Source organism: Streptomyces sp. NPDC006643, from assembly GCF_042870175.1.
GTDB lineage: Bacteria > Actinomycetota > Actinomycetes > Streptomycetales > Streptomycetaceae > Streptomyces.
Genome location: NZ_JBIAHA010000028.1, coordinates 1 through 23,464, shown reverse-complemented (window position 1 = coordinate 23,464; position 23,464 = coordinate 1). Strand labels below are relative to the sequence as shown.

At 71.3% G+C, this 23,464-nt stretch carries 24 protein-coding genes; 10 read left to right on the top strand and 14 right to left on the bottom strand.

What is annotated here, in order from left to right:
• Positions 1–51: 51 nt before the first annotated feature.
• From ACFYNU_RS31600 to ACFYNU_RS31585, 4 genes are all read left to right on the top strand, one after another.
• Positions 52–477: a RidA family protein gene (locus ACFYNU_RS31600; RefSeq protein WP_356586352.1), complete on the top strand. Its 426-nt coding sequence runs from the start codon at positions 52–54 to the stop codon at positions 475–477.
• Positions 474–1,451: a hypothetical protein gene (locus ACFYNU_RS31595; RefSeq protein ID WP_356586354.1), complete on the top strand. Its 978-nt coding sequence runs from the start codon at positions 474–476 to the stop codon at positions 1,449–1,451. The genes ACFYNU_RS31600 and ACFYNU_RS31595 overlap by 4 nt, the downstream gene beginning before the upstream one ends.
• A gap of 175 nt (positions 1,452–1,626) precedes the next feature.
• Positions 1,627–2,877 carry a glycosyltransferase 87 family protein gene (locus ACFYNU_RS31590; RefSeq protein WP_356586356.1) on the top strand — a complete coding sequence of 417 codons (1,251 nt, stop codon included), beginning with the start codon at positions 1,627–1,629 and terminating at the stop codon, positions 2,875–2,877.
• Positions 2,874–4,022, top strand: a complete 1,149-nt coding sequence (locus ACFYNU_RS31585; protein WP_356586358.1) for a glycosyltransferase family 4 protein — start codon at positions 2,874–2,876, stop codon at positions 4,020–4,022. Before ACFYNU_RS31590 ends, ACFYNU_RS31585 begins: the two co-directional genes overlap by 4 nt.
• Positions 4,023–4,276: 254 nt before the next feature.
• Here ACFYNU_RS31585 and ACFYNU_RS31580 read toward each other — a convergent pair whose 3' ends face one another.
• From ACFYNU_RS31580 to ACFYNU_RS31565, 4 genes are all read right to left on the bottom strand, one after another.
• Complete coding sequence (locus ACFYNU_RS31580) at positions 4,277–4,951, bottom strand: response regulator transcription factor (protein ID WP_356586360.1); 675 nt, start codon at positions 4,949–4,951, stop codon at positions 4,277–4,279.
• Positions 4,939–6,183 carry a sensor domain-containing protein gene (locus ACFYNU_RS31575; protein WP_356586362.1) on the bottom strand — a complete coding sequence of 415 codons (1,245 nt, stop codon included), beginning with the start codon at positions 6,181–6,183 and terminating at the stop codon, positions 4,939–4,941. Before ACFYNU_RS31575 ends, ACFYNU_RS31580 begins: the two co-directional genes overlap by 13 nt.
• Positions 6,184–6,388: 205 nt before the next feature.
• On the bottom strand, positions 6,389–7,051 hold the full coding sequence (locus ACFYNU_RS31570) for a response regulator transcription factor (RefSeq protein WP_356586364.1): 663 nt from the start codon (positions 7,049–7,051) through the stop codon (positions 6,389–6,391).
• The gene (locus tag ACFYNU_RS31565) at positions 7,048–8,331 is read right to left on the bottom strand and encodes a histidine kinase (RefSeq protein WP_356586366.1); all 1,284 of its coding nucleotides are present in this window, start codon (positions 8,329–8,331) and stop codon (positions 7,048–7,050) included. Before ACFYNU_RS31565 ends, ACFYNU_RS31570 begins: the two co-directional genes overlap by 4 nt.
• 132 nt (positions 8,332–8,463) lie before the next feature.
• Here ACFYNU_RS31565 and ACFYNU_RS31560 point away from each other — a divergent pair, with 132 nt between their 5' ends.
• Both ACFYNU_RS31560 and ACFYNU_RS31555 read left to right on the top strand, forming a co-directional pair.
• Entirely contained in the window at positions 8,464–9,414 is a 951-nt protein-coding gene (locus ACFYNU_RS31560) for an ATP-binding cassette domain-containing protein (RefSeq protein WP_356586368.1), read from the top strand.
• Entirely contained in the window at positions 9,411–10,298 is an 888-nt protein-coding gene (locus tag ACFYNU_RS31555) for an ABC transporter permease (RefSeq protein WP_356586370.1), read from the top strand. The genes ACFYNU_RS31560 and ACFYNU_RS31555 overlap by 4 nt, the downstream gene beginning before the upstream one ends.
• A gap of 194 nt (positions 10,299–10,492) precedes the next feature.
• Here ACFYNU_RS31555 and ACFYNU_RS31550 read toward each other — a convergent pair whose 3' ends face one another.
• The 4 genes from ACFYNU_RS31550 to ACFYNU_RS31535 all read right to left on the bottom strand — a co-directional run bounded on the left by ACFYNU_RS31550 (position 10,493) and on the right by ACFYNU_RS31535 (position 13,814).
• A complete protein-coding gene (locus tag ACFYNU_RS31550; protein ID WP_356586372.1) occupies positions 10,493–11,521 on the bottom strand; it encodes a zinc-dependent alcohol dehydrogenase family protein in 1,029 nt (342 codons plus the stop codon).
• Positions 11,522–11,669: 148 nt separating this feature from the next.
• Complete coding sequence (locus ACFYNU_RS31545) at positions 11,670–12,482, bottom strand: aminoglycoside phosphotransferase (protein WP_356586374.1); 813 nt, start codon at positions 12,480–12,482, stop codon at positions 11,670–11,672.
• A 78-nt stretch (positions 12,483–12,560) separates the two neighbouring features.
• A complete protein-coding gene (locus ACFYNU_RS31540; RefSeq protein ID WP_356586376.1) occupies positions 12,561–12,698 on the bottom strand; it encodes a hypothetical protein in 138 nt (45 codons plus the stop codon).
• 3 nt (positions 12,699–12,701) lie between these two features.
• Entirely contained in the window at positions 12,702–13,814 is a 1,113-nt protein-coding gene (locus tag ACFYNU_RS31535; RefSeq protein WP_356586378.1) for a radical SAM protein, read from the bottom strand.
• Between the two features lie 386 nt (positions 13,815–14,200).
• Between ACFYNU_RS31535 and ACFYNU_RS31530 the strand changes: the two genes are divergently transcribed.
• Complete coding sequence (locus tag ACFYNU_RS31530) at positions 14,201–15,511, top strand: helix-turn-helix domain-containing protein (protein WP_356586380.1); 1,311 nt, start codon at positions 14,201–14,203, stop codon at positions 15,509–15,511.
• A gap of 4 nt (positions 15,512–15,515) precedes the next feature.
• Here ACFYNU_RS31530 and ACFYNU_RS31525 read toward each other — a convergent pair whose 3' ends face one another.
• Together ACFYNU_RS31525 and sodN are read right to left on the bottom strand one after the other, a co-directional pair.
• Positions 15,516–16,058, bottom strand: a complete 543-nt coding sequence (locus ACFYNU_RS31525) for an NUDIX hydrolase (RefSeq protein WP_356586382.1) — start codon at positions 16,056–16,058, stop codon at positions 15,516–15,518.
• 202 nt (positions 16,059–16,260) lie between these two features.
• Positions 16,261–16,656, bottom strand: coding sequence for a superoxide dismutase, Ni (gene sodN, locus ACFYNU_RS31520; RefSeq protein WP_356586384.1), 396 nt, complete (start codon positions 16,654–16,656; stop codon positions 16,261–16,263).
• Between the two features lie 150 nt (positions 16,657–16,806).
• Here sodN and sodX point away from each other — a divergent pair, with 150 nt between their 5' ends.
• Complete coding sequence (gene sodX / locus ACFYNU_RS31515) at positions 16,807–17,226, top strand: nickel-type superoxide dismutase maturation protease (protein ID WP_356586386.1); 420 nt, start codon at positions 16,807–16,809, stop codon at positions 17,224–17,226.
• On the opposite strand, the gene ACFYNU_RS31510 is transcribed toward sodX, so the two are convergent.
• Complete coding sequence (locus ACFYNU_RS31510; RefSeq protein WP_356586388.1) at positions 17,130–17,759, bottom strand: CGNR zinc finger domain-containing protein; 630 nt, start codon at positions 17,757–17,759, stop codon at positions 17,130–17,132. The genes sodX and ACFYNU_RS31510 overlap by 97 nt on opposite strands.
• Positions 17,760–17,839: 80 nt before the next feature.
• Between ACFYNU_RS31510 and ACFYNU_RS31505 the strand changes: the two genes are divergently transcribed.
• On the top strand, positions 17,840–18,646 hold the full coding sequence (locus ACFYNU_RS31505; protein ID WP_356586390.1) for a class I SAM-dependent methyltransferase: 807 nt from the start codon (positions 17,840–17,842) through the stop codon (positions 18,644–18,646).
• A gap of 58 nt (positions 18,647–18,704) precedes the next feature.
• Here the strand turns inward: ACFYNU_RS31505 and ACFYNU_RS31500 are convergent, their stop codons facing one another.
• The 3 genes from ACFYNU_RS31500 to ACFYNU_RS31490 are packed head-to-tail and all read right to left on the bottom strand — an operon-like array spanning position 18,705 to position 21,450.
• Positions 18,705–19,457 (bottom strand): amino acid ABC transporter ATP-binding protein, encoded by a 753-nt coding sequence (locus tag ACFYNU_RS31500; protein ID WP_388768023.1) that lies wholly within the window; start codon positions 19,455–19,457, stop codon positions 18,705–18,707.
• 35 nt (positions 19,458–19,492) lie between these two features.
• Positions 19,493–20,458 (bottom strand): amino acid ABC transporter permease, encoded by a 966-nt coding sequence (locus tag ACFYNU_RS31495; protein ID WP_356586394.1) that lies wholly within the window; start codon positions 20,456–20,458, stop codon positions 19,493–19,495.
• Between the two features lie 29 nt (positions 20,459–20,487).
• Positions 20,488–21,450: an ABC transporter substrate-binding protein gene (locus ACFYNU_RS31490; RefSeq protein WP_356586396.1), complete on the bottom strand. Its 963-nt coding sequence runs from the start codon at positions 21,448–21,450 to the stop codon at positions 20,488–20,490.
• A gap of 535 nt (positions 21,451–21,985) precedes the next feature.
• On the opposite strand from ACFYNU_RS31490, the gene ACFYNU_RS31485 reads away from it, so the two are divergent.
• A complete protein-coding gene (locus ACFYNU_RS31485; RefSeq protein WP_356586398.1) occupies positions 21,986–23,197 on the top strand; it encodes an NADP-dependent malic enzyme in 1,212 nt (403 codons plus the stop codon).
• Positions 23,198–23,464: the final 267 nt, after the last annotated feature.

The following is a 23,464-nucleotide window of genomic DNA, read 5'->3' as shown; positions in this document are numbered from 1 at the left end:
GCGAGCGTTCGAGCTGCCCCCGACGACCCACAACTGGCAAGGAGCGACCTCATGGTGCGACGTACGACCGTCCCCAGCCTCTTCCCGCCCCCCGGCTACGCGCACGCGGCCGTGGTCGAGACCGGCACCCGTCTCGTGTTCATGGCCGGATCCGTACCGCTCGACAAGGACGGCACGCTCGTCGGACCGGGCGACTTCGCCGCGCAGGCCACCCAGGTCCTGGCCAACCTGGAAACGGCGCTGCACGCCGTCGGCAGCGATCTGAGCCGGGTGATATCCACCGACGTGTACGTGGTGGCGTCGGAGCCCGCCGACCTGAGCCGCGTGTGGGACGTCGTCCACGCGTCCGGACTCACCACGGGGCCGCACACCTCCACGCTGCTCGGAGTCGCGTGCCTGGGCTACACGGGCCAGTTGGTGGAGATCACGGCGGTGGCCGAGGTCGACGCGGCGCCGGACGCGAGTACGGGGGAGTGAGAGCCGCCGCCTTCGCCGCCGGGGCGCTGGCCCTGGCAGCCCTCGCCGGCTGCTCCGCCGCCGACGAGGCGCCCGACACCTCCGCGTACACCGACGGCAGCCGCGTGCCGAAGGTCGAGAAGGAGTGGGACATCCCCGAACTGCCGCTCGCCCGCTACGAGTTCAGCGACAGCGACACCGAGCGCACGACCCGGGCCCAGGCGCGCCTCGCACAGCGCTGCATGGTGGACCTCGGCTTCGCGGACTTCCCCCTCGACCCCGCCCTGCCCGCCTCGATGACCACCGTCGGGGGCCGGTTGGTGGCGGTGGCGATGGCGACCCCCTTCGGGGAACTCGACCTCGACGAGGCCCGGCGCTGGGGCTACGGCTGGGACCCGAAGGCGTCCGGGCGCGCGTCGGCGAAGAAGGACCGCGCGATGACCGAAGCGGAGTACGAGGTGCTCTACCGCGCGGACCGCTCCGCCGACGGCCCGACCGGCTCCACCGGCACCGGCTCCACCGGCCGTACCGCCGAAGGCCGCGAGATCCCCGAGAACGGCTGCTCCGGCCAGGCCGCCGCCCGGCTCACCGACGGCGTCCTGGACACGACCCGTATGTACACCTACACGTCGAACCGGTCCCAGGCGCTGGCCAAGGAGGTGCGGAAGGACCCCGAGGTGAGCGAGGCGCTGCGCACCTGGGCGGCGTGCGTCGAGGACCGGGGCTTCACCCGGTACGCGGGCCGCGAGGACGCCTTCCGCGACGAGGCGTGGCACCGGGACGACGACGGCAACACCCGCCGTACCCGACGGGAACGGGACACGGCCGTCGCCGACATCGAATGCGCCCGCGAGCACAACACGGTCGGGGTGTGGTGGGCCGGCGAGGCGCGCGCCCAGTCCGCCGACGTCGCGAGCCACCGGGCGGCGTACGAGGCGGTACGCCGCGACCAGGATGTCGTACGGGCCAACACCCGCGACGTGTTGGGGAATTGACGGTCCCGGCCGTGGCTGAGGGGACCGGACGGTAGGGGAAACCCGACCATCAGGTCTCGACCTGACCGTGCTGACCGCGATGCCCCCCGACGGCTGCAATGGCGGGGTGATTACTTGGCGAGTCCAACGCGAGAACAGCAGGTCGGCGGCCCGGGGGGCCTCCTGGTGGTGGCCCGTGGGATGGCTGCTCGCCGCCGGATGGGCGGCGGCCTTCCCCCTCGTCTCCGACGTGGGGACGCACCGGGTGTGGGGCGGCTGCGCGGCCGTGGGATACACGGCCGCCGCCGTCGCCGCGAGGGTGCTGCCGCGCCCGCGCGCCGTACGGGTCCCGTCGGCGCTGGCCCTGGCGGGCGCGGTCGTACTGCCGTTGCTGCTCCTGGTCCTCACCGGGCAGGCGCAGTCCGAGGTCGACGTCATCGAGCGGTCCGGCCGGCTGCTGCTCACCACGGGAACGCCGTATCTGGACGCGCCCCTGCGGGTCGAGGAGTACACGCCGTATCTGCCCGGGATGGCGCTCCTCGGGATACCGCGCGCGCTGCTCGGTGAACACGGCTGGCCGGCGCGGTACTTGGGCGACGCGCGGGTGTGGTGCGCGGCGGTGTTCCTGGCCTGTCTGGTGGCGAGCCGGGCGGTCGTACGGGGCCGGCGGCCCGGCGCCGGCTCCCGACTCCGGGGCGGGGACGCCCGGTTCGCCGGGGCGTCGGCCGTGCTGATCGCCTCACCCGTCGTGGCGCTGCCCCTGTGCGTCAGCGGGGTCGATCTGCCGATGGCGGGGCTCTGCGCGCTGGCCATCGCCTTCGCCGTACGTGGGCGGCCGGTGGCCGCCGGGCTGGTGCTCGCCGCCGCCTGCTCGCTCAAGTGGACGGCCTGGCCTGCGATTCCGGTCGTCGTGGCGCTGCTCGGCTGCGCACAGGGCGCGCGCCCGGCGCTGCGGTGCGCGGGTACGGCCGTCGCCGGGACGGCCCTGCTGGTCCTGCCGAGCGCGCTGCTGTCGCCCGGTCCGATGGTCGAGCAGGTGCTCGCCTTTCCCACCGGACGGGGCGAGTTGGTGACACCGGCGACCAGCCCGCTGCCCGGCCGACTGCTCGCCGAACAGGGCGCCATGGGGTGGGCGGCGGCGGTGACGCTGCTCCTGTGCGGTGCGACAGCCGTCGGACTCTCGCTGGTCCTGCGACCGCCACGGGACGCCGTGGGCGCCGCCGACCGGCTGGCGATCGGGCTCTCGATCGCGTTCCTGCTGGCGCCCGCCGGGCGGTTCGGCTATCTGGCGCTCCCCGTGCTGCTGGTGGTGTGGGCTCGGTCGGTGGGTGCGGGGGCGGTGGATACGGCGCCGGTGGATACGGCGCCGACGGGTCCGGGATCGACGCCCCCGGACCCAGGCGCGGACACGCGGCCCGTCACGGCCGGTGCGGGGCGACGCTCATGAGCTCAACTCTCGTCATCACCAACGACTTTCCGCCCCGGCAGGGCGGCATCGAGACCTTCGTGCACGCGCTGACCTCCCGGATGCCGGCCGACCGCGTCGTCGTCTACACATCGAGCGAGCCCGGCGCCGCCGCGTACGACGCCACCCTGCCCTTCCCCGTCGTCAGGGACCGCGCCCGCACCCTGCTGCCGACCGGCCGCGTCACCCGGACCGCGCGTGAGATCGCGCGGAGCCACGGCTGCGACCGGGTCTGGTTCGGGGCGGCGGCCCCACTCGCGTACATGGCGCCGGAGTTGCGGCGGGACGGGATACGGCGCATGGTCGCCACCACCCACGGCCATGAGATCTGGTGGGCCCGGACCCCCGGCGCGCGGCAGCTCCTGCGGCGGGTGGGCGCGCACGTGGACGTCGTCACCTACCTCGGTGAGTACACCCGCTCGCGTATCGCGCCCGCCCTCGGCCCCGGTGCGCGGATGAGCCGCCTCGTACCGGGCGTGGACGCGGCGACGTTCCGGCCGGACGGCGCCGCCGGCCGCGCGCGAGAGATCCGGGACCGGCACGGGATCCGGGGGGCGAAGATCGTCCTCTGCGTCTCGCGCCTCGTCACCCGCAAGGGCCAGGACGTCCTCGTACGGGCGCTGCCACTCGTCCGGCGGTCCGTGCCCGAAGCGGTACTGGTGATCGTCGGTCAGGGGCCGGACGAACGGCGTCTGCGCGCACTCGCCCAACGGCACGCGCCCGGGGCCGTCGTCTTCGCGGGCGGCAGAAGCCATACGGAGACGGCGAGTTACTACGCGGCGGCCGACGTCTTCGCGATGCCCTGCCGCACCCGCAAGGGCGGTCTGGAGGCTGAAGGACTCGGCATCGTCTTCCTGGAAGCGGCGGCGAGCGGGCTCCCCGTGGTCGCCGGCGACTCCGGGGGAGCACCGGACGCCGTGCTGGACGGCCGTACGGGGTGGGTGGTCGACGGCAGGGACGTGCGGTCGGTGGCGCGGGAACTGACGGCGCTCCTGCTCGCACCCGAGCGGGCGGGCGCCATGGGGGAGGCGGGGCGGCGCTGGGTGACGGAGGAGTGGTCCTGGGAGGCCTCGGCACGTCGGCTGACGCGACTGCTCACCCCCGAGAACGCTCCGAGAACACCCTGAGCGCACCCTGCCAGCTCCCCCGACCGGGCCCCGACCCCCGCCCCGGCCCGGCCCCTGAGAACGGCCGCCGCGCGATGAGGACGACGGTCTTCGACTCCGACCACGGGCTGGGCATCGAGAAGCTCACGGTGAGCTGCGGGACGGAGCTGCGGGACCGAGCTGCGGGACCGAGCTGTGGGGCCACGGCGGTGGCCGGCTCGGCTCGCTCCCCTACGCGGCGACGACCGGGGACGGGCGCCCGTCCCGTGGTGGGGTCAGGCCGTCTCGCCGCGCAGATGTGCCAGCACCGCCAGCACCCGCCGGTTGCCCTCCGTCGGGTCGAGGTCCAGCTTCATGAAGATGTTCCCGGCGTGCTTGACCACCGATGCCTCGGTGACCGTCAACCGCTGGGCGATCGTCTGGTTGTTGAGACCCTCCGCCATCAGCGCCAGGACCTCCCGCTCACGCGGCGTGAGCCGGCGCAGCGGGCGGCTCCGCGCGTGCTGGACGAGCAGCACCCGTACGACCTCGGGGTCGATGACCGTCTGCCCGCTGGCGACCCGCCGCATCGCGTCCAGGAACTCGGAGACCTCACCCACCCGGTCCTTGAGCAGATAGCCGAGCCCGGCAGCTTCGGGCCCGCCGCTGCCGCCGAAGAGCTGGGTGGCGTACGCCGTCGCGACGTACTGCGACAGTACGAGCACCGGCAGCCCGGCGTGCCGGGCCCGTAGCTCCAGGGCGGCCCGCAGCCCCTCGTCGTGCTGGCCCGGCGGCATCCGGACATCGGTGATCACCAGATCGGGGAGGGCGGGACGCGCGTCGTCCACGGCGCGCGCCAGCGCCCGCGCGTCACCGACGGCCGCGATCACCTCATGGCCGCCACGGGTCAGCAGCTCGGTGAGCCCCGCCCGCAGCAGTACGGAGTCTTCCGCCAGCACTACGCGGAGCACGGCACCTCCACGCTCACCCGGGTCGGGCCGCCCGCCGGACTGGACACCACGAGTCTGCCTTTCAGGATCGCCGTACGGTCCGCGAGACCTTGCAGACCCGCGCCGGCGGAGGGGACCGCCCCGCCGCGGCCATTGTCGGTGATCACCAGGGTCAGCGTGCCGCGCTTCAGCCGGCCGACGACCGTCAGCCGCGTGGCGTCGCTGTGCTTGGCCGCGTTCGTCAGCGCCTCGGTGACCGTGAAGTACGCGACCGTCTCCACCGGGTCCGGCAGCCGGCGCGGCAGATCGATGTCGACGTCGACCGGGATCGGACTGCGCAGCGCGATCTCCGCGACGGCGGCGTCCAGGCCGTGGTCGGTCAGGACCTGCGGGTAGATGCCGCGTACCAGGTCCCGCAGTTGGGTCAGCGCGAGCCGCGCCTCATCCCGGGCGCGCGAGACCAGCTCCGTGGCCGGCGAACCGCTCTCCCGCAGCTCCAGCTCGGCCAGCCCCAACGTCATGGTGAGGGCGACCAGTTGAGCCTGCGCGCCGTCGTGCAGATCACGCTCGATACGGCGCCGCTCGGCCTCGAACGCGTCGGCCAGCCGGGCGCGCGACCGGGTCAGCTCGACGACCTGGCGCTCCTCGTCGCGCGGCGACAGCACGAACACCGCCGTCTTGACCTGCGCCCCGGCCAGCAGCCCGGCCGCGTACGCGCACAGGGCGAGGGCGAGCAGCCCGGCGGCGGTGGCGGGCAGGGCGTGCAGCGGGCTCTCGACCGGCCGCCCCGGGATGATCATCACGGTGTCGGGGGCGGCGTTCCAGACGATGACCGGCGCCGCCGTCAGCACGACGGCGAAGGTCAGCCCGATGGCGAGTGCGAAGCCGGCCAGCACCTGGACGGGCGCGAAGACGACGACGTAACCGAGTTCGCGCCAGGTCGCGCGCTCCCTCAGCCGGGTGCGGAGCCGGCCCCGGCGGCCCGCTCCGACCAGCGAACGGTGCGGGTCGGGCACCGGCACCGGTTCGACCAGCCGCATCCGGCGCCGTTCGAGCGCGGCGGCCGGGACACCGAAGGTGGCGGCCAGCATCAGTACGAGGTCCACGCCGATGACGGACAGGAGCAGGCCGGAGACGGCGAGGGCCGCGAGCAGCAGCAGGGAGGCGAGGCCGGTGACCGCTCCGCCCAGCAGATGCGCCCATACGCGCCAGGGCCAGCTCGACAGGACGAAGCGGTGCGGGGGCTGTCTCATGGCGCGCCACACGGTGACGCCGGGCGCGGTGTCCGTACCCGCCGCTGTCCGTGTGTCTGTTGTCTCCGGTCCTGGCACCAGGCCAGCGTACGGAACGGGGCGCGGGAGCTTCGCGGAGTGCCGCTCGGCCCGCTCAGCCTGCTCGGTCGGCTCGGTCGGCTCGGTCCGCTTGGCCCGCTGGGTCCGCTCGGTCCGATCGGTCCGCTCAGCCGGGCGGGGCCACCAGCCCCGCCTCGTACGCCAGGATCACCAGCTGGACCCGGTCGCGGGCGTCGAGTTTGGCCAGCAGCCGGGTCAGATACGTCTTGGCGGTGGCCACGCTGATGGACAGCTCGGCCGCGATCTCGGTGTTGGACAGCCCGCGGCCGACCAGCACCAGGACCTCGCGCTCCCGGTCGGTGATGCCGGTGACCGTCCGCCGGGCCGGGGCGGACGTGGGCCGGCCCGCGAACTCCTTGATCAGCCGGCGGGTGACGCTCGGCGCGATCAGACCGTCGCCGCTCGCGACCACCCGGATCGCGGTGAGGATGTCGTCCAGGGCCATGTCCTTGACGAGGAAGCCGGCGGCGCCCGCGCGCAGCGCGCCGTACACGTACTCGTCCTCGTCGAAGGTCGTCAGGACGATGACATGCGTGCCGCCGGGACCGGTGGTGATCTGCCGCGTCGCCCCGATGCCGTCCGTGCCGGGCATACGGATGTCCATCACCACGACGTCGGGGGCGAGTTCGGCGACCAGCCGGACCGCCTCGGCGCCGGTGCCGGCCTCGCCGACGACATCGAGGTCCGGGGCGTCGGTGATGACCATGCGCAGGGCGGCGCGGACGAGGGGCTGGTCGTCGGCGAGTACGACGCGTACGGGGGCGGTCACGCGTGGGCCCCCGCCGCCACGGTCACCGGCACCGGCACCGGCAGCCGTACCGTCACCCGGAAACCGCCCTCGGGGCGCGGCCCGGCCGCGAAGTCCCCGTGCAGCAACGTCGCGCGCTCCCGCATCCCGACCAGGCCCCACCCGGCGCCTCCGCCGCCGTGACGCCCGCCGCCGTGGCGCCCGCCCCGCCCGTCGTCGGTGATCTCTATCGACAGCTCCTCGGTCCGGCGGCGGTCCACGGTGACGCGACAGGACCGGGTGCCCGCGTGCCGTACGACGTTGGTGACCGCCTCCTGGATGATGCGGTACGCCGAGATGTCGATCTCCGGCGGCAGCGGGCGCGGTTCGCCGTGCCACGTCACATCGACATCGACCCCGGCGGCCGTCGTCGTCGCGGCCAGCCGGTCGACGTCCGCGAGCCCGAGCGCGGGATCGAGCGGCGCGGCGTGCGCCAACTCCGCCGCGTATCCAGGACGTTCGGGCTCGTCCTGGCGCAGGGCGCCGAGCATGCGGCGCAGCCCCGCCAGCGTCTCGCGCCCGGCGTTCTCGATACTGCTCAGCGCCTCCCGCGCGGCGACCGGCTGCGTCTCGATGACACGCGCCGCCGCGCCCGCCTGGAGGGCGATGATGCCGATGCTGTGCGCGACGGTGTCGTGCATCTCGCGCGCGATCCGCAGCCGTTCGGCGGTGACCGCACGGGCCGCCGCCTGGACGCGGGACTTCTCGGCGTACTCCCGTGCCTGGCGCGTGGAGTTGCCGATGAGCCAGGCGATGACCACGGTCATGGCGACGGCCATCTCCGCCGACGTACCGACGTTCCAGCCGTTCAGCACCCGGACGCCCAGGAAGCCGACAAGGGTGCCGAGGGCCAGCGCGGCGGCGACGAGCCCGGTCCGGCGCGGCTGGGCCGACGCCACGAAGAACAGCGCGACGTCGACCGCCAGGAACTGCGCCAGCGGGATCTCTCCCACGCTCAGCGGGGTCGTCGCGAGGACGGAGGCGCCGAGCAGCAGGGCCACGGCGAACAGCGGACTCCGCAGGAGCCGCGACCCGCCCGCCGCCGCCAGGCAGGTGGCGACGGCCAGCATGATCAGGCCGTCCCAGCGGTAGATCAGGACCCCGGCCGGCACTGTGGGCTCCTCCTCGCCGGGCAGCCTGAGGCGGATGAGGAAGGTGAACACCGCGCCCGCCGTCCAGGCGAGCGCGACCCAGACGCCCGGCGGTACGCGCTTGAGCAGCGGCATGGGCGGCAGGGGCGGCATGGCCGGTATGGCGTGCATACGCCGATCGTAATGACGCGGACCCGTCCGGTCGTCGGACCGAGGTCGTACACCCCTGGTCGACACCCCGCGGCCGGATTGTCGGCGACGGTCCGACGACGTGCGGGGGAGCGCACCGCCACCGTTGGCCGGGTGATCGAAGTCAACGAACTGACCAAACGCTACGGCGCGACCACCGCCGTCAAGAATCTCAGCTTCACCGTCCGGCCGGGACTCGTCACCGGGTTCCTCGGCCCCAACGGAGCCGGCAAGAGCACCACCCTGCGGATGATCCTCGGCCTCAACGAGCCCACCGGTGGCTCGGTCACCGTCGACGGCCGCCCGTTCCGCGACCGCCCGCGCGGCCTGCGGCACGTGGGCGCGCTGCTCGACGCGAGCGATGTGCACGGCGGGCGTACCGCCGCCGCGCACCTCGCGGCGCTGGCCCGCGGCAACCGCATCCCGCGTGCGCGGGTGGACGAGGTGCTGCGGGAGGTCGGTCTCACGGCCGCCGCCCGGCGCCGGATCGGCGGATTCTCGCTCGGGATGAAGCAGCGGCTCGGCATCGCGGGCACGCTGCTCGGCGACCCGCCGGTGCTGCTGTTCGACGAACCGCTCAACGGCCTTGATCCGGAAGGGGTGAAGTGGGTGCGCGGGCTGTTCCGGCGGCTGGCCGGGGAGGGGCGCACGGTGTTCGTCTCCAGCCATCTGATGACCGAGATGGAGAGCACGGCGGACGAGTTGGTCGTCATCGGCCGGGGCGAGCTGATCGCGGCGGAGAGCCTGGCGGAGTTCGCGGCGCGCGGGACGCGGTCGAGCGTGACCGTACGGACCCGGGCGGGCGGCGCGCTGACGGAACTGCTGACGGCGCGGGGCGCGGACGTACGGCCGGTCTCGGCCGACGAGGCGGGCGAACTGTTCGCGGTGACCGGTCTGAGCAGTGCGCGCGTCGCCGAACTCGCCTTCGAACACCGCATTCTGCTGGACGAGTTGACGACCGGCCGGTCCTCCCTGGAGGAGGCGTTCATGGAACTCACCGCGGACAGCGTCGAGTACGGCGCACGGGCGGCGCGGACCGCACAGGGAAACGGAGACGGCCGATGACCATCAGGACCAAGACCAGGACCTCGCCCTCGCCCTCGACCACGGCCGCGACCTCGGCCGCCTCCGGCACCGAACCCGCCGCCCGCTTCCGCGACCTCCTCGCCGCCGAATGGCTCAAGCTGTGGTCGCTGCGCTCGACGGTCTGGGCGTATGTGATCGGCACCCTCGTGGTCGTCGGGTTCAACGTGGGGGCCACGTACGACCGTTACCGCTACTGGACGGCGCACAACGCGGCCGACCGGGCCGACTTCATCGCCGACGGGATCGCCCACCAGTACGCGTACACCGGCAACGCGGGCATGATCATGATGCTCGCCGCCGGTGCCATCGGGGCCGTCGCGATCACCGGCGAGTACGGCACCGGCCTGATCCGTACGACGTTCGCCGCCGTCCCGGCCCGCCGCTCGGTGATGGCGGCCAAGGTGGGAGTGCTCACGCTGGTCATGACCGGGTACGGGGCGGTCGTCGCGGGCCTCTCGTTCTGGCTGTCCCAGGCGATCCTGGCCCGCCGCGACGCGGGAGTGTCCCTCTCCGACCCGGGCTCCGCGCGGTTGGTCGTGGCCTCTGCGCTGCTGGCCCCGGTGTGCGGGCTCGTCGGTATGGCCATCGGGGTGCTGCTGAGACACGGCGGGGCGACGATCGTCACGGTCGTTGTGGTGCTGCTGGTCGTGCCACTGGTCTTCGCCGACGACCGGCACTGGACGGCCGTGGTGGACCATGCCCTGCCCAGCTCCGCGTGGCTGCGTCTGATCGACACGCGCGACGGCCCGGTCATGGGTGTCCCGTATCCGTGGACGGTGGGCGGGGCATGGACGGTGTTCGCGCTGTGGGCGCTCGGGGCGGCGGCGGTGGCGGTGTTCGCGGCGCCGCGCCGCGACCTGTGACACCGGCCGCGCTGTTCTGACGTCGGACCGCACTGACGGTCCGTCCCGGTGGTGCTGGCCACGAGCTGCTCGTGCTCCACCCCCATCGACCGGGCCGGCGCGGCACCGTAACCCTCGGGGCTCTCCCACATGTCCGTCCGCACCGGCCCCGGCGAGACGGTGTTGACGCGCACGCCGAGCGGACCGCTGAGCCGTCAGCCGGGTACGAGGACGGCGGCCCCGTCGACCCGGTCCCCCGCGAGATCGGCGAGCGCCTGGTCCGCGCGGCTCAGGGGGTACGGACTCACCGTGACCCGGACGCCGATCCGGTCGGCGAGAGCCAGGAACTCCCGGCCGTCCTGCCGGGTGTTGGAGGTGACGCTGCGCAGGTCCCGCTCCTGGAAGAGATGGCGCTGGTAGTTCAGCGACGGGATGTCGGAGAGGTGGATGCCCGCGATCGCGAGCGTGCCGGAGCGGTCGAGCGCCTCCAGGGCCACCGGTACCAGCTCGCCCACCGGGGCGAACAGGACGGCCGAGTCCAGGAGTTCGGGCGGCCGGTCGTACGCGTCACCGGCCGACGCGGCACCCAGGCTCAGCGCCAGTTCACGCGCCCGCGCCGACCTGGTCAGGACATGCACGGTGGCACCCTCGGCCATGGCGACCTGCGCCGCCAGATGCGCCGAGGCACCGAAGCCGTAGATCCCGAGCCGCCCGCCCTCGGGCAGCGCGCTGCGGCGCAGCGCGCGGTAGCCGATGATCCCGGCGCACAGCAGGGGCGCGAGCGAGGCGGCGTCGCGATCGTCCGGCAGCGGATAGGCGAAGGCGGCCGGGATCAGCGCCAGTTCGGCGAAGCCACCGTCCGCGTCCCATCCCGTGTAGGTGGACCGGGGGCAGAGATTCTCCTGCCCGGCCAGGCAGTAGCGGCACTCGCCGCAGGTACCGCGCAGCCAGGCACCGCCGGCGCGGTCGCCGACACGGAACGAGGTCACCCCGTCGCCGACGGCGACGACGCGGCCGACGATCTCATGACCGGGGATGGTGGACTCCCGCCGGGGCGGCAGATCACCCTCGGCCAGATGCAGATCAGTCCGGCACACGCCGCACGCCTCCACCTCCACCAACAGCTCCCCACCCCCCGGCACCCCAGCCCGCCGCCGCACCCGAACGAGCGACCCGCCCCCGACATCCCCCGGCCGCCCCACGGCCCAGCCGCGCACGCTCTCCAGCGAATCACCAAACCCCATACCCCCAGCCTGCGCGGCCCCCACGACCTGGGCAACCGGCGCCCCTCGATCTGGTCCGAACACTGTGCTTGTCCGAACGGCGGACGGGCGCCGTACCCCGTCGTAATCGAACATCTGGCATAAATGGCGGCGCCGCGGTCAGGCGCTGTCAGGAGCGGCGAACCTCTCGGTGCTGGTGCCAGACCCGTGCGGCGTCACGCAACGTCTGTGTCCAGTTGTCCGGGGCTGAGCCCGCGATCTCTTCCCAGAGCTTCGCGCCGGCGTGGGCGAAGGCGTCCACGGCGCGTGGTGGTGCTGACGCCCAGGCGGGCAGACGCCCAGCCAGCTCCTCGGCGCCCTCCGGCGTGTGGCCGGCCGAGATGAGCCAGATGACCCAGTGGGCAGGATCCAACCAGGCGGCCCCGCGGGTGGCCCAGCCCCAGTCGACCAGGTGAGCACGGTCCTGGGTGATGAGGACGTTGTGGTTGTTCCAGTCGGTGTGGAGCAGCGCGTCCCCTGTGAAAGCTTCCGCGTCCCCCGGGTCGGCGACGTAGCTGGACAACCGTTGTTCGGCATGCCGGAGTTCGATGTGAGGGCAGGGGAGGGCGGCGAGTTCGCGGAGGGCTTCGGTGACTTTGGGCAAGTCGGCGGAGCCTGGTGAGTAGTCCGCATGGTGGCCGTCGACGGTCTCGAAGCCGAGGACGTCCCAGCCGTCGGCGACGACGTGGAAGAGCAGACGCGGGGCGAGCGGGGTCACGTACGGGTTGATGTCCGCCTCGCGTTGCTGCGTCCAGACCCAGCGGTGGTCGGCGCGCAGGCCCTTGAGGAAGACGACTCCGTCGGTGGTGTGTGCGCGTGCGGAGAGGGAGCTGTTGAGGCCGGTATCGACATTTTCGATCCTGAGGATCGGGCCGGTTTCGGCCTCGACGGCGGAGCGAGCGCCGGGCGGGAGTCCGTCGAAGGCGATGGAGGGGGCGGGCATGGTCGTCAGGTTTCCAGATCTACGCGCCGACAGGGGCTTCCGGCGCGAGGTGCCGCCGGAAGCCCCTTACCGATGTGGTCAGTTGTACGGGTTGTCGTCCCCGCAGCCGGGAGTGGTGGCCGCGGCGAAGGCGTCCACGTCTTCGATGAGGATGATCTCCACATCAGGCTCGGACGGCGGGCGGATGGGGGCGATCTCGACTGCTACGGCGGTCATGGTTCAGCTCCTTGTTGTCGCGTGTTGGCAGTACCTGTCCAGTGGTGCCTTCGCCTCCTGGTAGACCTTGGCCAGCGGTCGGCAGACCCGGCATGTGCCGGAGAGCTGACAGCCGGTGCAGCCACCGGTGCGAAGCATCAGGGAGTCGGCGATGCCGCCGAGGCGGCTCAGGCCCTCGACTCCCGTGGTCATGAGGGGGATCGCTTCGTCGCGGCCGACCTTGCAGATGGAAGCCATGCCGTGCGGGTCGACGTGGAAGAAGGTGTGGCCGGCGTTGCAGCCGTTGAAGGGATCGCGATCCGCGAGGTGGTCCGGGGCCTGGGTGGCGAGGGTTTCCGCGCCGCCGTAGATGGTCGGCGACATGTGTGTGTACTCGCGGTACGGCAGCTCGTAGCGATCGGCGAAGGCGCGCATCAGGTCAGCCTCATGGGCGTTGTGCCGGGTGATGATCAAGGCAAGATCGAGGGGCAGCCCGACTTCGTGGGCTGCGTCCAGCCCTTTGACGAACATGCGGTACGCGCCTCGGCGCCGGGTCAGCCCGTCGTAGGACTCTGCGGTGGCCCCGTAGAGGCTGAGTGTGATCCGGTTCGGCCTCAGCCGTGTCAGCAGGGCGAGATTCCTCGGTGTGGCAAGGCGCGAGCCATTGGTGAGGATCTCGACCATCATGCCCAGCTCGTGAGCCAGTTGGTACGTCTCGGGGAACAGTTTGTCGATCATCGGCTCGCCGCCCGTGAGCTGGAGCCAGAGCACCCCGGAGTCCCGGACGGTGTGCAGCAGGCGCTCACGCTGGGGCCAGTCCAGGCCGGCGAATTGCTTCAGGCCGAGATAGCAGTGCTCGCAGTCGTAGTTGCATCCGAGGTTCAGCTCGTACGAGGCGCGCCCGTATCCATAGGGAGAGCGGGTGCGGACCAGCACGGTCCCACCGAGGCGCCGGCCGCTCAGCTCGATCTCCCAAGCCCGGCGGGCGAGATCGGCCAGCCAGGTGGGCGCTGCTGAGGTGTCCGGCGTGGCGTTCAGCTCTTCGTAACGGTGGACGGGAAGGCGTGCTGCCTTCGGACTGCCCGGCCGTACGAGGAGGTGGTGGTCGAGGTAGGGAGCGGCGATCAGCTCGTGCATACGGACTCCCCAGAGAGCGAATCGACGAGAAGCAGGCCCCGGCCGCCTTCGTCCTTCTCCCCGGCCTTGGTGGGGCGGGTAGGGGTGCGGCTGGCATCGGAGACCTCGCCGTATCCCCGGCTCGCGAGAGTCTTTGAGACAAGGCTGCGGGCCAGGGGTACGCACTTGTGTACCGGGCTGAACTGTCTCTGCCACCGCAATGGGGTGGTCTGTCGGTCGTGCGTCGTCATCGCGTGCATCGCGTCCCCTCGTGCGGGCGGCCTGTGGGACACAAGTTCACCGCTGCGGAGGTCACAGAATCAGGTCACAGTGATTACCCAACGTGGGTACCGTCGACAGCAGTTGGTTCCGGTCAGCCCGTCCGGACGGGTGAGTGAGGTGGACGAATGGCACACTCGCGGGCTCACCTTGCGCTGCCGGCCGACCTGCTGGCCAGCGCGGCATGGCAGGAAGCTTGTCGCGCTCGGGATTTCGCCCGCATCTTCCAACTGGTCAAAGTCAAGGCCGGGATCCATCCGTCACGAATCGCCACGCTGTGCGGCATGACGCCGAGCAGAGTCGGCGAGATCATGGCGGGGCGGCGCGGCTTGGCACACATCGACGTGATCGAACGCGTCGCCGACGGCCTGCGCATCCCCGGCGCGATGCTCGGCCTGGCCCACCGTCTCTGGGAGATTCCCGCCCCGTCCCGCACCGAGGAGAGGCCGCCCGAGCCTCTTTCCGCTGTACCGCGCGAACCGCAGCGCACCGAACCGGCAGAGGAATTGGACGACCTTCTCGCCCTGGTCGACGGCCGTGCCACCCGCTCCACCCTGACGGCCCTGCGCTCATCGGTCCAGGACTACTGGCGGCGGGACAACGCGCATGGCGGCGCGACCCTGCGGCCGGCCGTCGTGGGGCATCTGCGCTATGTCGGTCGTCTCCTCGATTCTGCGGAGACTGGCTTACGGCACGACCTTCAAGGAGTCGCGGCCGAGTTGGCACGGCTTTCCGGTTGGGCCCACTTCGACGCCCGTCAGTACAGCACCGCACGCTCCTACTTCACCCAGGCGCTCAAGCTCTCCCACACGCAAGGCGACAGCCTCTTCATGGCCAATGTGCTGTCCTGCATGAGCCTGTTGGCCACCTACGACGGCAACCCGAACGATGCCGTGGCTCTTGCGTGTCGCGCCCAGGACGCGGCCCGTGCCGCGGGCGATCAGTCCCTCGTCATGTCGATGCTGCACTTGCGTGAAGCGTTCGCCCATGCCGCCCTTCGAGACGTCCAGGCTTGCCACCAGGCCGTGGACCGCTCCCGTGACCGGTACGAACGCTCGCGTGGACACGAAGCCGAGGCGCCTGACTGGGTCCGGTACTTCGACGAGACGAAACTCCTTGTCGACACCGGCATCGCCTACGCGCGCCTCGGTGATCCAGCCCGCGCCGAACCTCTCATCGCTGAGGGACTACGCCGAGAGAGTGCCGACCAACGGCGAGGCCGTGCCTTCCACGCCTACTGGCTGGCCAGCGCCCAGCTCCGGCTCGGCAGACTGGACGAGGCATGTAACAGCGCGGGCCTTGCCCTCGACCTCGCCGCGGCCATCGACTCGCCACGAGTGAGTGGGCATGTCCAGGAGCTTCACCGCCGAATGCTGCCCTACGCACGCGAGGCCCCCGTCCTCGCCTTTGAGCAACGCCTGCGTGAAGTCCTCGGCTGACCTCTTACGAGGAGCCGCCGGTCGCCTCGTCCAGCAGCAGGTACAGCAGACCGACCAGGCTGCCGCTGCTGACAACTTCGCGGCGGTCGATCATGCCCCGGATCTCGGAGATCGGAATCCACTCGATCCGGTCGGACTCGTTCATCTCGGTCGGCGGGCCCGCGTACGAGGCGGCGTTCGCCCGGAACACGAAGTGTTCGGAGTCCGTGATGCCGTTCGCGGGCTGCGCGTAGACCAGCGGCTTGACGCTCTCCACCCGCCAGCCGGTCTCTTCCTCGACCTCGCGGGCGGCGGCCTGCTCGGGGGTCTCGTCGGCCTCGATGAGGCCCATCGGAAGCTCCCAGCCCCAGGTGTCGGTGATGAAGCGGTGGCGCCACATCATCAGCACCCGCCTCCGGTCGTCCACCACCGCAGCCACGGCCAGGTGCCGCATCCGTACGACGTGGTGCTCCCAGCGGCGGCCGTCCGGCTGCTGTACGTCCACGAGCCAGAGGTTCACCCATGGGTTGTCGTAGATCTGTCGCTCGCCATGGACGGTCCACTGCATGAGCCCAACTCCCTCTCGCCGGTGGAACTTCCAGCATGTCACTTCGACGAGAAACCGTCCGGCACGTCGGGACACAAGCGGCAGCGCGAAAGACCGCACCCGGTCCGCCAGGGCCGCCTCTCTCGGCGGCCCGCGGACCGGGTGCGGTCGGGTGGGCGATGTGGCCCGCGACGGAGCGCGGGTCAGACGGCCCGGGCGAAGGTCAGGCCTTCTTGGTCTCCCAGAAGATCCTGTCGATCTCCGCGATGAGGTCCAGGGCCTTCTGGCCCGTCGCCGGGTCCGTCGAGCCCTTCGCGGCCGACAGGGCCTTCAGGGTGTCGTTGACCAGCTGGTGCAGCTCCGGGTACTTCTCGAAGTGCGGGGGCTTGAAGTAGTCGCTCCACAGCACCGAGACGTGGTGCTTGGCGAGCTCGGCACGCTGTTCCTTGATGACCGTGGCGCGGGCCTGGAAGTGAGCGTCGTCGTTGCCCGCCATCTTCTCCTGGACGGCCTTGACCGACTCGGCTTCGATGCGGGCCTGGGCGGGGTCGTACACACCGCAGGGGAGGTCGCAGTGGGCGCTGACCTTCACCTTGGCGGCAAACAGGCGGGAGAGCATTGAGCTGTCCTTCCTCGTGATCGTCTTCTCAGGTGGGACATTACTCCGTGAGAAGCCGGATTTCGCGAGTGCCCCCTAGGGCTTAGGACAAAAGTCCGGGGTCGGAATGGGACTGGCGGCGGAACGTACCGTGGGACCGGGAGGTGCCGGATGGCCGAGCACGGGCGCGAGCCGAGAGCGCTGTTGGGGATCGCGGAGGTGTCGGGACCGTCCATGTATCCCACCCTCAAGCAGGGCGATCAGCTGCTGGTGCACTATCACGCGCCGGTGAAGGCCGGTGACATCGCCGTACTGAAACATCCGCTCCAGCAGGATCTGCTCATCGTGAAGCGGCTGGTCGAGCGACGGGACGGCGGCTGGTGGGTGCTCGGGGACAATCCCGGCGCCGAGGGGGACAGCCGGGTGTTCGGCGCCGTCCCCGGCGAGCTGGTGCTCGGCCGGGTCCGGGCCCGCTACCGGCCGCGCCCCGAGGATCAGCGGTCCGTGGGCGGGACGGTCGCGTGGGCCTTGTCCGCGCTGCGGCCCGTGCTGTCGGACCGTTCCGTCTCCAGGCGTTTGCGGGCCCGGTAGGCGGCCACGTTGGCGCGGGTCGCGCAGCGGTCGGAGCAGTAGCGGCGGGAGCGGTTGGTCGAGGTGTCGAGGTAGGCGTTGCGGCACGGCGCGGCCTGGCACAGGCCGAGCCGGTCCACGCCGTACTCCGTCAGATGGAACGCCAGGCCCATCGCGGCGATGGCGGCGAAGCCGGCCGTCGCGTTCGACGAGTGCTCGGCCAGGTGCATGTGCCAGCGCGGGTGGCCCTCGTCGTCGAGGAAGTCGTGGCCCGAGATCTGCGGGCTGACCGGGAATTCCAGCAGCAGCGAGTTCAGCAGGTCGACGGCGTGCGTCGCCTCGTCCCCGTCGGCCGCCGCGAAGATCGCGCGCAGCCGGCCGCGTACGGAGCGGAAGCGGGTGACGTCCGCGTCGGTGGCGCGGCGTGACGCCTGCGTGGACTCACCGAAGAGCGCCCGGACGGCTTCGACCGAGGTCAGGGTGTCCGTACCGCGGGCCGGTTCCTCGGTGTTGACCAGGCGTACGGCGTAGTCCGAGTAAGAGGCCAGTTCCACTTGTAGTCCTTACGGCAGCGGTCTATGGTCGGCGTAATGGCTGGTCTTGCCTACAGGGTATTACGGAGCGGAGGTTTCCGATGGTGGACACGGGCACGGGGACAGGGGCTGCCGTGGACGCGGGCGGGGTGGCCGCGTCCGGGCGGGCCGACTGGCGGGCCTGGCAGGACAGCTGGGACCGCCAGCAGGAGTGGTACATGCCCGACCGCGAGGAGCGCTTCCGGGTGATGCTCGACATGGTCGAGGCCCTGGTGGGACGTGAGCCCCGGGTGCTCGACCTCGCGTGCGGCACGGGCAGCATCACCGACCGGCTGTTCCAGCGCTTCCCGGCGGCCACCAGCACCGGCGTCGACCTCGACCCGGCGCTGCTCGCCATCGCCGGCGGCTACTTCGCCGGCGACACCCGGCTGACGCTGGTGCGGGCCGACCTCAAGGACCCCGACTGGACGGCGAAGCTGCCGTACGACTCGTACGACGCCGTCCTCACCGCCACCGCCCTGCACTGGCTGCACAGCGAACCGCTGGCCGCGCTGTACGGGCAGATCGCCACCCTGGTCAGGCCCGGCGGCGTCTTCATGAACGCCGACCACATGAAGGACCCGGGCACGCCCCGTATCAACGAGGCCGAACGCGCCCACCGGCACCGGGAGATGGACCGCGCCAAGGCCGAGGGCGCCCTGGACTGGGCCGACTGGTGGGACCTGGCCGCCAAGGACCCGGTGCTCGCGGGACCCACCGCCGAGCGGTTCGCGATCTACGGGGAGCACGCGGACGGTGACACCCCCTCCGCCGAGTGGCACGCGAAGACGCTGGTCGGCGCGGGCTTCGGCGAGGCGCGCGCGGTCTGGTCATCACCGTCGGACTCGCTCGTGCTCGCCCTGAAGTAGGCGGAAGACGGGAGGGCGTGACGGTCCGTCAGGTCCGTCACGCCCTCCCGCACCGCTTCTACAGCACCTTCGACAGGAACGACTTCGTCCGTTCGTGCTGCGGATTCGTCAGCACCTCGCGCGGATGGCCCGACTCCACGACCACCCCGTCGTCCATGAACACCAGCGCGTCGCCGACCTCGCGGGCGAAGCCCATCTCGTGCGTCACGACGATCATCGTCATGCCGGACTCGGCGAGATCGCGCATCACGTCCAGGACGTCGCCCACCAGCTCCGGGTCGAGCGCCGACGTCGGCTCGTCGAAGAGCATCAGCTTCGGCTCCATCGCCAGCGCGCGGGCGATGGCCACCCGCTGCTGCTGGCCGCCGGAGAGCTGGGACGGATAGCCGTCGGCCTTGTCCGCCAGCCCCACCCGGTCCAGCAGCCGCTCGGCCCGTTCCCTGGCGACGGCCTTCGTCTCACGGCGCACCTGCATCGGTGCCTCCATGATGTTCTCGATGGCCGTCATGTGCGGGAAGAGATTGAAGCGCTGGAAGACCATGCCGATGTCCCGGCGCTTCAGGGCGACTTCGGAGTCGCGCAGCTCGTACAGCTTGTCGCCCTTCTGGCGATAGCCGACCAGCTCGCCGTCGACGTACAGCCGCCCGGCGGTGACCTGCTCCAGATGGTTGATGCAGCGCAGGAAGGTCGACTTGCCGGACCCGGAGGGCCCGATCAGACAGAAGACCTCACGGGGCGCGACCTCCAGGTCGATGCCCTTGAGCACGTGCGCGGCGCCGAACGACTTGTGTACGGCCTCGGCCTTCACCATCGCGCCACTGCCGTGCGTCGTCTTCGCGATGGCGGTCATGCGGCGCCTCCCTTCGGGCGGCCCAGTGAGAACAGATTGGCCTTGACGCGCTGCATCGGGGTCTGCGGCAGGCTGCGCAGCGAGCCACGCGCGTAGTGCCGCTCCAGGTAGTACTGGCCGACGCTCAGCACCGACGTCATGAGCAGATACCAGGCGGCGGCGAGGAACAGCATCTCGACGGGGGCGCCGGACGTCTGCCCGATGTCCTGCGCGTATCTCAGCAACTCGTAGAACTGCACCGTCGCCACCAGCGACGTCGTCTTCAACATGTTGATGACTTCGTTGCCGGTCGGCGGCACGATCACCCGCATCGCCTGCGGGATCACGACGCGGCGCAGCGTCTTGGCGTGGCTCATGCCCAGCGCGTGCGACGCCTCCGTCTGCCCCTCGTCCACCGACAGCAGACCGGCACGGCAGATCTCCGCCATGTACGCGGCCTCGTTGAGGCCGAGGCCGAGCAGCGCCGTCAGGAACGGCGTCATGAAGCTGGCCCAGTAGTCCTTGTAGATCGGACCGAGGTTGATGTACTCGAAGACCAGGCCCAGGTTGAACCAGACCATGAGCTGGACGAGGACCGGCGTACCGCGGAAGAACCAGATGTACGACCAGGCGATGGACGACATCACCGGGTTCTTCGACAGCCGCATGACCGCCAGGACGATGCCGCCGACCACGCCGATGGCCATCGACAGGACGGTCAGGATCATCGTCTGGCCGACGCCCTTGAGGATGCGGTCGTCGAAGAAGTAGTCCGGTACGGCGCCCCAGTTGATCTTGCCCTGGGAGAACGCGTAGATGATCGTCGCGAGCAGCGCGAGGGCGACCACCGCGCTCACGTACCGCCCGTAGTGCCGGACCGGGATGGCCTTGATTGCCTCCGGTCCGGCAGATCCGGTCCACCCCGCGCGGCCCGGTGGTGGTGCGTCGGAGGGGCCGTCCGACTTCGTTATGTCAACAGACACGGGTGCTGCCTTTCGGAGCCGGGCGCGGATCAGGTGCCGGCGTTGATCGTGGCTTCCTTGACCGCGCCGGCGTCGACGCCCCACTTCGCGATGATCTTGTCGTACTCGCCGTTCTTGATGATCGCGTCGAGCGCGGCCTGGAGCGCCTTGCTCAGCTCGTCGTTGCCCTTGGCGACCGCGATGCCGTACGGGGCGGCCTCGATCTGCTCGCCGACGAGCTGGAAGTCGTTGCCGCCGCCCGAGGTCTTGACCGCGTACGCCGCGACCGGGAAGTCCGACGAACCGGCGTCCGCGCCACCGGCGCGCAGCCGCGTCTGGGCCTGCTGGTCGTTGTCGAACGGCTCGATCGCGATGGCCTTCTTGCCGCCGTCCGTACACTTCGTCGACTCGGCCTTGGCCAGGTCGTGCGAGACGGTGCCGCGCTGGACGACCATCTTCTTGCCGCACAGGTCCGACCAGGCGGCGATGCCCTTGTCGTCGCCCTTCTTGGTGTAGATCGAGACACCGGCGGTGAAGTAGTCGACGAAGTCGACGCCCTCGCCGACCTTCTTGCCCGTCTCGGAGTCCACACCCTCCTGGCGGTCCTTGGTGTCGGTCATGGCCGACATGGCTATGTCGTAGCGCTTGGAGCGCAGACCCGTGAGCAGCGTGTCGAAGGTGCCGTTCTCGAACTCGAACGTCACCCCGAGCTGCTTGCCGAGCGCGGCGGCGATGTCGGGGTCGATACCGACGGTCTTGCCCGACCCGTCCTTGAACTCGACCGGCGGGTACGCGATGTCGGAGCCCACCTTGATGACGCCCTTGTCCGCGATCGCCTTCGGCAGCTGATCGGCCAGCGGGGCGCTCTTCGTGCTCGCGGGGGAGTCCTTCTTCCCGCTGTCGGTCTGGTCGCCGCAGGCGGTCAGCAGCAGCGCGCCGGCGACCGCGATCGCGCCGACCGCGGCGATCCGGGACTTCCCGGCGGTGGTACGACTGGTGGAGCTGGCGGTCATGATTTGGATCCTCCGGCGGACGAGGGAATTACCACGCGGTGGGCACGCGCCATCGAGTGTCGCGACCGTGTGCGATTGATTAGGGCATCTTGCCATTCGGACGGGACCGTTCAGTGGGCTCGTCATGTCAAAATCGGATAACGGGTGACCCCCGAGTCCCGGCCGACCGGTCCACCACAACCGGACCATCTGCTGGTGAACCTTCATTCCGCCGGACGATCTTCGGCCTGTCCCGCCCTTGTGAGTGGTTTCATGTCGTGCCGCGGAAGTGTCCTGAAACTCCGCTATGAGTCATGTCACCGCTTGTAGAAGGAGTCGTGGACGTCCCGCCGACGAGGCCCGTCCGGTATGAAGGACAGCTACACCCCTCATCCGGGGCTCAGGGCGCGTGTGCGGCGCGCCCGGCGCGTACGTACCCCCTCCTGTTCGGCGCTCCAACCGCCGATAACAGGACATGTACGCGGTGCCCGCCCACCCCTCCGTAACCCAGGAGTGGACACCCTCAACCGATGAAGAGACTTAAGGGGTCAAGAACATGGCAGCGGAGATCGTGAATCCTCGCAGCGAGAGCGACATCGAGAGCGACACCGACGAGCCCTTCGATCCGGCGTTCGCGCTGCATCGCGGCGGGAAGATGGCCATCCAGGCCACCGTGCCCGTCCGGGACAAGGACGACCTGTCACTCGCCTACACACCCGGCGTCGCCAAGGTGTGCACGGCGATCGCCGAGAACCCGGAACTGGTCCACGACTACACCTGGAAGTCGCAGGTCGTCGCCGTCGTGACGGACGGGACCGCGGTCCTCGGACTCGGCGACATCGGACCGGAGGCCTCGCTCCCCGTCATGGAGGGCAAGGCGATCCTGTTCAAGCAGTTCGGCGGCGTCGACGCGGTGCCGCTGGCGCTCGCCACGACCGACACCGACGAGATCATCGACACCGTCGTGCGGCTCGCGCCGTCCTTCGGCGGGATCAACCTGGAGGACATCTCGGCGCCCCGGTGCTTCGAGATCGAGCGCAGGCTCCAGGAGCGGCTCGACATCCCCGTCTTCCACGACGACCAGCACGGCACGGCCGTCGTGACGCTCGCCGCCCTGCGCAACGCCGCCCAGCTCACCGGGCGCACGCTCGGCGACCTGCGCGCCGTCATCTCCGGGGCGGGCGCGGCGGGGGTCGCCATCGCGAAGTTCCTGCTGGCGGCGGGGATCGGCGATGTGTCGGTCGCCGACCGCAAGGGCATCGTCAGCCCCGACCGCGACGATCTGACGGACGTCAAGCGCGAACTGGCCGAGATCACCAACCGCGCGGGACTCTCCGGCTCGCTGGAGGCGGCGCTCGCGGGCGCGGACGTCTTCATCGGCGTGTCCGGCGGTACGGTCCCGGAGCCGGCGATCGCGTCGATGGCGCCGCAGGCGTTCGTCTTCGCCATGGCCAACCCGAACCCGGAGGTCCACCCGGACATCGCGCACCAGTACGCGTCGGTGGTGGCGACGGGGCGCAGCGACTACCCGAACCAGATCAACAACGTGCTGGCGTTCCCGGGGATCTTCGCGGGCGCGCTCCAGGTGCGGGCCTCACGCATCACCGAGGGCATGAAGATCGCGGCGGCCAACGCGCTGGCCGATGTGGTCGGTGACGAACTGTCGGCGGACTATGTGATCCCGTCCCCGTTCGACGAGCGGGTGGCCCCGGCGGTGACGGCCGCGGTGGCCGCCGCGGCGCGGGCGGAGGGTGTGGCGCGGCGCTGAGCCCGCGCGGCCCTCGCGGGACGTCGTAAGAGGTCGTAAGACGTCGTAACACGCCGTGAGGCGGGTCGCGGCGCGTGCGGGGCTCCGCCGGGCCCCTCGGGGGGAACCGGCGGGCCCCGTGCCCTCGCGTGCCGCCGCGATCGGTCGGGAGGGCTTGATCCGGCCGCGGGGGGGGGGGCCCCCCCCCCGGCCGGGCCCGGGCGGCCCCCCCCCCCCCCCCCCCCCCCCCCCCCCCCCCCCCCCCCCCCCCCCCCCCCGCCCGCCCGC